Raw genomic sequence first — 5,364 nt, 5'->3', positions numbered from 1 at the left:
CTTGTTCCCGACCGAGCCGCTTGAGCGCGCTGCCTTGGGTGTGCCGCAGGGCAATGTCGTGCGTCTCGCCGACCGGCGCCGGATCGATCAGCAGCGCTGATCAAAGCGTCACAACTTCTCGCTGGTGGAATCAAGGGCGGCAGGCAAGATGCCGTCCTTCTCCAGTGAGGACGACCTCGTTATGCTGACCCTTTACAGCCATCCCGACAGTGGCAACTGCTACAAGCCGCGGCTTCTTCTGGCCAAGCTCGGGCGTCCGTTCCGGCGTGTCAGCGTCAATTCCGTGACCGGCGAAACCCAGACGGCCGACTTTCTGGCCAAGAACCCCAACGGCAAGGTGCCGCTGCTGGAACTGGACGATGGCCGTTTGCTCGCCGAATCCAACGCGATGCTGCTTTATCTCGGAGAGGGTACGCGCTTCGTGCCCGAGGATGCCTACCAGCGGGCGCTGGTTTATCAGTGGCTGTTCTTCGAGCAATACAGCCACGAGCCTTATGTGGCGGTGCGCCGCGCGCTGACGATCTATCCCGAGCGGGCAGCGGAAGCGACGCCGGAGAAGATGGCGGCGACCCTGGCCGGTGGCAACAAGGCGCTTCGTGTGATGGAGGCGCAGCTCGCAAAATCAGCGTTTCTGGTGGGCGACGCGCTGACGGTCGCCGACATTGCTTTGTTTGCCTATACGCAGGATGCGGCGATTGCCGGCTTCGACATGGACCAGTTTCCCCATGTGGAAGACTGGCTCGGCCGGGTCCGTGCGGAACCCGGCCATGTGCCGATGGAATGGCTCGGCGCCTGAAGGTCAGGGCTCAAGCTGACCCTGGCGAGGGTCTTGGGCGGCGCTGATATCCGGCTCGTTGCGCGTCTTCCACAGGGAGTAGAAGATGCCGGCGGCCAGGATGCCGATCGTGCCCAAGAGGGACAGCATCGTGTCGACATGGATGCCGAACGGCACCAGCGCGACCTTGATGCCGATGAGGACCAGCACGACGGCCAGCGACGTTTGCAGGTAACGGAAGCGGTTCATCGCGGCGGCCAGTGCGAAATACAGCGCGCGCAAGCCGAGGATCGCGAAGATGTTCGACGTGTAAACGATGAACGTGTCCTGGGTGACCGCAAACACGGCGGGCACGGAATCGACCGCAAAGATCAGGTCGACCGTTTCCACCATGATCAGCGCAACGCCGAGCGGGGTGAGGAACAGCGCGAGCTTGCCGGTTTTGCTGTCGGGCTGGCGCACCGTGAAGTTCGAGCCATCCAGCGTCTTGGTGATGCGGAAGTGCTTTTGGAGGAAGCGGAAGATCGCGTTCTTCTCGAGATCCGGCTCCTCGTCCTGATGCGAGAACATGCGGATGCCCGTGAAGATCAGGAAAGCGCCGAAGAAGACCAGGATCCAGTTGAAGGAATGCACCAGTGCGGCGCCTATGCCGATCATCACGGCGCGGAACAGGATGACGCCGAGGATGCCCCAGAACAGCACGCGGTGCTGGTAGATACGGGGGATCGCCAGGAAGCCGAAGATCGTGGCGATGACGAACATGTTGTCCATCGCCAGGCTCTGCTCGATCAGATAGCCGGTATAGAATTCCAGTCCGGCCTGCGAGCCGCGCGACCACCAAATCCAGGCGCCGAAGGCAACCGCGACCAGCACGTAGCCGGCATAAAGGGTCAGGCTTTCCTTGGCCGAAATCTCTTTCTCCTCTTTATGGAGGACGCCGAGATCGAACACCAAAAGCCCGATGACGATGGTGATGAACACCACCCAGAAATAAACGGGAGTACCAAGAAAATCGCCCATAAGGGCGCTGAGAAGCGCATCCATGATTACCGGCCCATCTGCCAATTGAACATTGGTGCAGCTCCGACATCACGATTGCGCTTGATGCGCGGATCGCCAGAGGGGCCCGGTCGCTACGTCCGCCAATTTGGCGAAATGCGTTCAGAAATCAAGATGGAGAGGGTAGGGTTGGCTGCGGGTTCGATCACGAACTCGGGAGGACCGCCACGAAAATCCAGGCAAAATAAAAGGCGGAGCATAACCCCGCCTTCCATTTTCCAAGCTGGGTCGGCATGCCAAGGCAATGCGACCCAAGAAAACATCACGCCCGTTTGCACGGATGCGAAGTTATCAGCCCTTGGTGATGTTCTGTGCTGCGGACTTGCCGGTGCGGCGGTCCTGAGCGACTTCGAAGTTGATCTTGTCGCCTTCGTTGAGCGAGCTCATTCCCGAGCGTTCAACAGCCGAAATGTGGACGAAAACGTCCTGGCCGCCGTCGTCCGGCTGAATGAAACCAAAACCCTTGGTGGCGTTGAACCACTTTACGGTTCCTGTCGGCATTTTGATGTCCTGTCGTCTGCGGTTTTCTTCAATCCGTAAATCCACGGATCAGGGGTCGAAATTTAGGGATTGACGTCAGAAAACGCGCGCAGCGCGGGCCATGAGGTCCGATCAGCCGAAATTCCAGATCGCGATATACGCGAATCAAGGAAACGGATCAAGATCATCCGTTAAGCGCGGTTCATGCTTGTTAAGAGATTCGCGTGTCATCGCCGTGAATGAGCGGGATTCAGTACGGTTTCCCAGGACGAGAAAAAAGATGAGCAGCACGCTTGGATCTCGCAAGCTCCTGACAATGCACAACATTCCTCAGAGGGGATCGAGCACAAAGAAGGAACATCTTCCATCTGTGAGCCTACGCTTTCTTAACGAAGGCTAATGGCTGGTTGATCAGGCCAGTATCATCCTGTACGGAGTTCCTCGGGACGGGCATCTCGGGCACTCAACTTTCAGGAGACGGTGGGGCTTTGCCGACCAGCACGAACTGCTTATGCATGCTTGGATTCGTAGGCCTGATGGCCAGCGCCGGCTGCACATCCACTACTGCGACCAACCAAAGCGCCTCGCTTGCGCCCGTTGCCGCCGCTGCTCCCGCACCAGCGCCCGGCTCACTGCCGGACACGATGGACATTGCTTCCGTTGATCGCAACACGGCTGCCGGTGATGCCGCGCAGCAGGGCACGCTGATCACGGCTGTGGCTTATGCAAGCCCGGCTCCGGAAAGCGGTGGCGTAGCCGCCCTGAACACGGCCGTCGCACAGGCGGATGCAACCCAGACTGCAACGCCGCAGCAGGCTGTCGCCTCGGCCGCTTCTACGCCGGACGCGGCCCCAACGCAGCAGGCAGCGGCCTTTGTTGCCGAAAAGCCGAAAACGCCGGTGGCGATTGTCGCTACGAACGCCGTTGCGCCGGCTGCTAGCGAAGAACCTGCCGAAAAGCCGGTTGTGGTTGCTTCGCTTGAACCAAGCTCAACAAAGACCGTTGCTGCGCGCAGCCCGGAACTGGACTCGCTGATCGAGCGCTACGCGCAGCTTTATGAAGTGCCGGTGTCGCTCGTTCGCCGTGTGGTGAAGCGCGAAAGCACGTTCAATCCGGCAGCGAAGAATGGGCCATATCTCGGCCTGATGCAGATCCGCCATGATACCGCGCGCGGGCTTGGCTATCAGGGCAGCGCTAAGGGCTTGCTCAACGCTGAAACCAATCTCACTTACGCCGTCAAATATCTGAAGGGCGCCTACGTGACCGCCCGTGGCGATCACGACAAGGCCGTGCGTTTCTATTCCCGCGGCTATTATTACGACGCCAAGAAGCGCGGTCTTCTGGAAGAAGCCGGTCTCAAGGGCGGCAAGGCTGCCAAGGTACAAGTGGCTGTGGCCGAGAGCGGTGCTGAGAAGGCGGCTGAACTCGATCGTGGCGCTCAGGTCGCTGCAAAGAATCTGCCCGGCGTGGCGTCGGCAGCAAACCCCGTTGCACCCGCACCCTCGCGCATGGCGAATGTCGTTCAGGCATCGAGCGGCAGCAGCCTGTCGATGGCCGAATAAAGCAGGCTGTTCTCAGCCTGCTTCCTCAAGCTTTGCTTTCATTGCCTGGCACCAGTCGCGCCCGGCATCACCACCCCACAACAGCCAGGCGATATAGCCGGCTGACGGATTGTCTTCGTTTCCGAAGCCCGGCGCGCGCTTGTCGACCTTGTGGCGGGCGAAGTAGCTGACCATCCGCCTAACGGTTTCGGGAGAGAGTGCGCGGCGGTTCTTGAGATCGCGCGCTCGCGCCACGCCGATCTGTGTTCCGCCGCGGTTGAACTTGCTGCGCAAAGCAAGCCCTTGTTCCGCAGCATCAGCCACATCCTGCGGCGGGGTCAGGTCCAATGTGTCGCCATTGGTTTTGCTCATGGCTTACTCCTTGTGAAGCTCAGACCCGCTTTTCAGCGCGCGGCCGCCGTCTTCCTGTTCCACGAGGTAGGCTGGCTCTTCCTTGGACGCGTTGCGCTTGACCTTGGTGCCCTTGATCGTGCGCTGAACCGGCTTTTCAAAGCTTTCCTTCACCGTGCCTTCGGCGGTGTTGGAGCCCCATTTCCATTCGACCTTCGTACCCTTGGCGAGCTTGCTCATCGACGTTTCTCCTTCTGTGTTGGCTTGAACAGACAGGAAGGAGGGCAGTTCCCCGACAAGCGGCGGATCAGACAAGGGCCCGCCGACTCTCCTGACACGAATGGCCTCGTCGCGTGTCTGCCCTTGCGGAACGTGTGGGAAGCAATATTAATCCTGTGCCGGCCGGGGATGGCGGCATGAGGTTAGAGCCTGGGGAGGGGAACCATGAAATATGCTTACTACGCCGCCACACTCGTGTTCACGGCATTCTACGCCCACAGCGTTTATGGCTATGCGACCGATCCTGCTTTCTGGGCCGGTGAGTATCAGCGGGTCGGTTTCCCAACCTATCTCGTCAGCGTGATGCTGGTCGTGAAAGCCTTGGGCGTCATCGCAGTTTGGGTGCGGAAGCCTGTCTGGCTGGCACAGCTCGCTTATGCCGGCTTCTTCTATCATACGCTGCTCGCCGTCATGGCGGATGCGGCCTTGCGCGATCCCATCGCCCTCCTGCCGGCCGTACTGTTCGTGCTGGTTCTGGTTTCCTGGGCGACGCAGAACTATGCACGACGCCCGGCGGCAGCCTACGCGCCGAGGCCTGATCACCCGCTGGGCTCGCGGGCCTGATCATTATTGATCGTCCGGCCGATCAGTTCAGGCGGCTTCGGCTAACTCGCTCGTGGGTGTCACGGCGGCAACGACTGCATCACGGGACTGCTCGATGAACTCGGGATCCGTTCTGAGTTCATCGAGGGACCGCGGCGTGGGTCGCTCGCCATCCCAATCCTCGAAGGCGAAGCCAAGAACACCTGCGGCTTCCGACAGCGCTTCATCAAGCGTGTCGGCGACGGTGATCACGCCCGGAACATCCGGGAACGACACGCCATAGCCTGTTTCGGCTTCCTTATGGATGAGTGCGATATAGTGCGTCACAGCTCAGTC

General features: G+C 60.2%; 7 protein-coding genes and 1 pseudogene. 3 read left to right on the top strand and 5 right to left on the bottom strand.

The window, feature by feature from the left end; translation table 11 throughout:
• The first annotated feature begins 181 nt into the window (after positions 1–181).
• Positions 182–796: a glutathione S-transferase family protein gene (locus RTX98_RS16000; RefSeq protein WP_312797829.1), complete on the top strand. Its 615-nt coding sequence runs from the start codon at positions 182–184 to the stop codon at positions 794–796.
• 3 nt (positions 797–799) lie between these two features.
• On the opposite strand, the gene RTX98_RS15995 is transcribed toward RTX98_RS16000, so the two are convergent.
• On the bottom strand, positions 800–1,819 hold the full coding sequence (locus RTX98_RS15995; RefSeq protein WP_189502772.1) for a TerC family protein: 1,020 nt from the start codon (positions 1,817–1,819) through the stop codon (positions 800–802).
• 306 nt (positions 1,820–2,125) lie between these two features.
• The gene (locus RTX98_RS15990; protein WP_189502771.1) at positions 2,126–2,335 is read right to left on the bottom strand and encodes a cold-shock protein; all 210 of its coding nucleotides are present in this window, start codon (positions 2,333–2,335) and stop codon (positions 2,126–2,128) included.
• A 1,001-nt stretch (positions 2,336–3,336) separates the two neighbouring features.
• Here RTX98_RS15990 and RTX98_RS20800 point away from each other — a divergent pair.
• Positions 3,337–3,679, top strand: a pseudogene (locus tag RTX98_RS20800) (transglycosylase SLT domain-containing protein); the annotation flags it as partial.
• Positions 3,680–3,888: 209 nt separating this feature from the next.
• Here RTX98_RS20800 and RTX98_RS15980 read toward each other — a convergent pair.
• Together RTX98_RS15980 and RTX98_RS15975 are read right to left on the bottom strand one after the other, a co-directional pair.
• Positions 3,889–4,227 carry a hypothetical protein gene (locus RTX98_RS15980; RefSeq protein WP_312797826.1) on the bottom strand — a complete coding sequence of 113 codons (339 nt, stop codon included), beginning with the start codon at positions 4,225–4,227 and terminating at the stop codon, positions 3,889–3,891.
• A gap of 3 nt (positions 4,228–4,230) precedes the next feature.
• Positions 4,231–4,446, bottom strand: coding sequence for a DUF2945 domain-containing protein (locus tag RTX98_RS15975; RefSeq protein ID WP_189502769.1), 216 nt, complete (start codon positions 4,444–4,446; stop codon positions 4,231–4,233).
• Positions 4,447–4,650: 204 nt separating this feature from the next.
• On the opposite strand from RTX98_RS15975, the gene RTX98_RS15970 reads away from it, so the two are divergent.
• Positions 4,651–5,049 (top strand): DoxX family protein, encoded by a 399-nt coding sequence (locus tag RTX98_RS15970; protein ID WP_312797825.1) that lies wholly within the window; start codon positions 4,651–4,653, stop codon positions 5,047–5,049.
• A gap of 27 nt (positions 5,050–5,076) precedes the next feature.
• Here RTX98_RS15970 and RTX98_RS15965 read toward each other — a convergent pair whose 3' ends face one another.
• Positions 5,077–5,355, bottom strand: coding sequence for a type II toxin-antitoxin system HicB family antitoxin (locus RTX98_RS15965; protein WP_189502767.1), 279 nt, complete (start codon positions 5,353–5,355; stop codon positions 5,077–5,079).
• Positions 5,356–5,364 lie beyond the last annotated feature (9 nt).

The sequence above is a fragment of the Tianweitania sp. genome (assembly GCF_032053605.1).
Taxonomy (GTDB): Bacteria; Pseudomonadota; Alphaproteobacteria; order Rhizobiales; family Rhizobiaceae; genus Tianweitania.
The sequence above is the reverse complement of the archived record's forward strand: the minus strand, read 5'-3'. Positions and strand labels throughout refer to the sequence as shown.

What these genes read in the sequence shown, in the direction of transcription:
- RTX98_RS16000 (WP_312797829.1), top strand. Translation starts at nt 182, where the DNA reads ATGCTGACCCTTTACAGCCATCCCGACAGTGGCAACTGCTACAAGCCG.
- RTX98_RS15995 (WP_189502772.1), bottom strand. Translation starts at nt 1,819, where the DNA reads ATGGATGCGCTTCTCAGCGCCCTTATGGGCGATTTTCTTGGTACTCCC.
- RTX98_RS15990 (WP_189502771.1), bottom strand. Translation starts at nt 2,335, where the DNA reads ATGCCGACAGGAACCGTAAAGTGGTTCAACGCCACCAAGGGTTTTGGT.
- RTX98_RS15980 (WP_312797826.1), bottom strand. Translation starts at nt 4,227, where the DNA reads ATGAGCAAAACCAATGGCGACACATTGGACCTGACCCCGCCGCAGGAT.
- RTX98_RS15975 (WP_189502769.1), bottom strand. Translation starts at nt 4,446, where the DNA reads ATGAGCAAGCTCGCCAAGGGTACGAAGGTCGAATGGAAATGGGGCTCC.
- RTX98_RS15970 (WP_312797825.1), top strand. Translation starts at nt 4,651, where the DNA reads ATGAAATATGCTTACTACGCCGCCACACTCGTGTTCACGGCATTCTAC.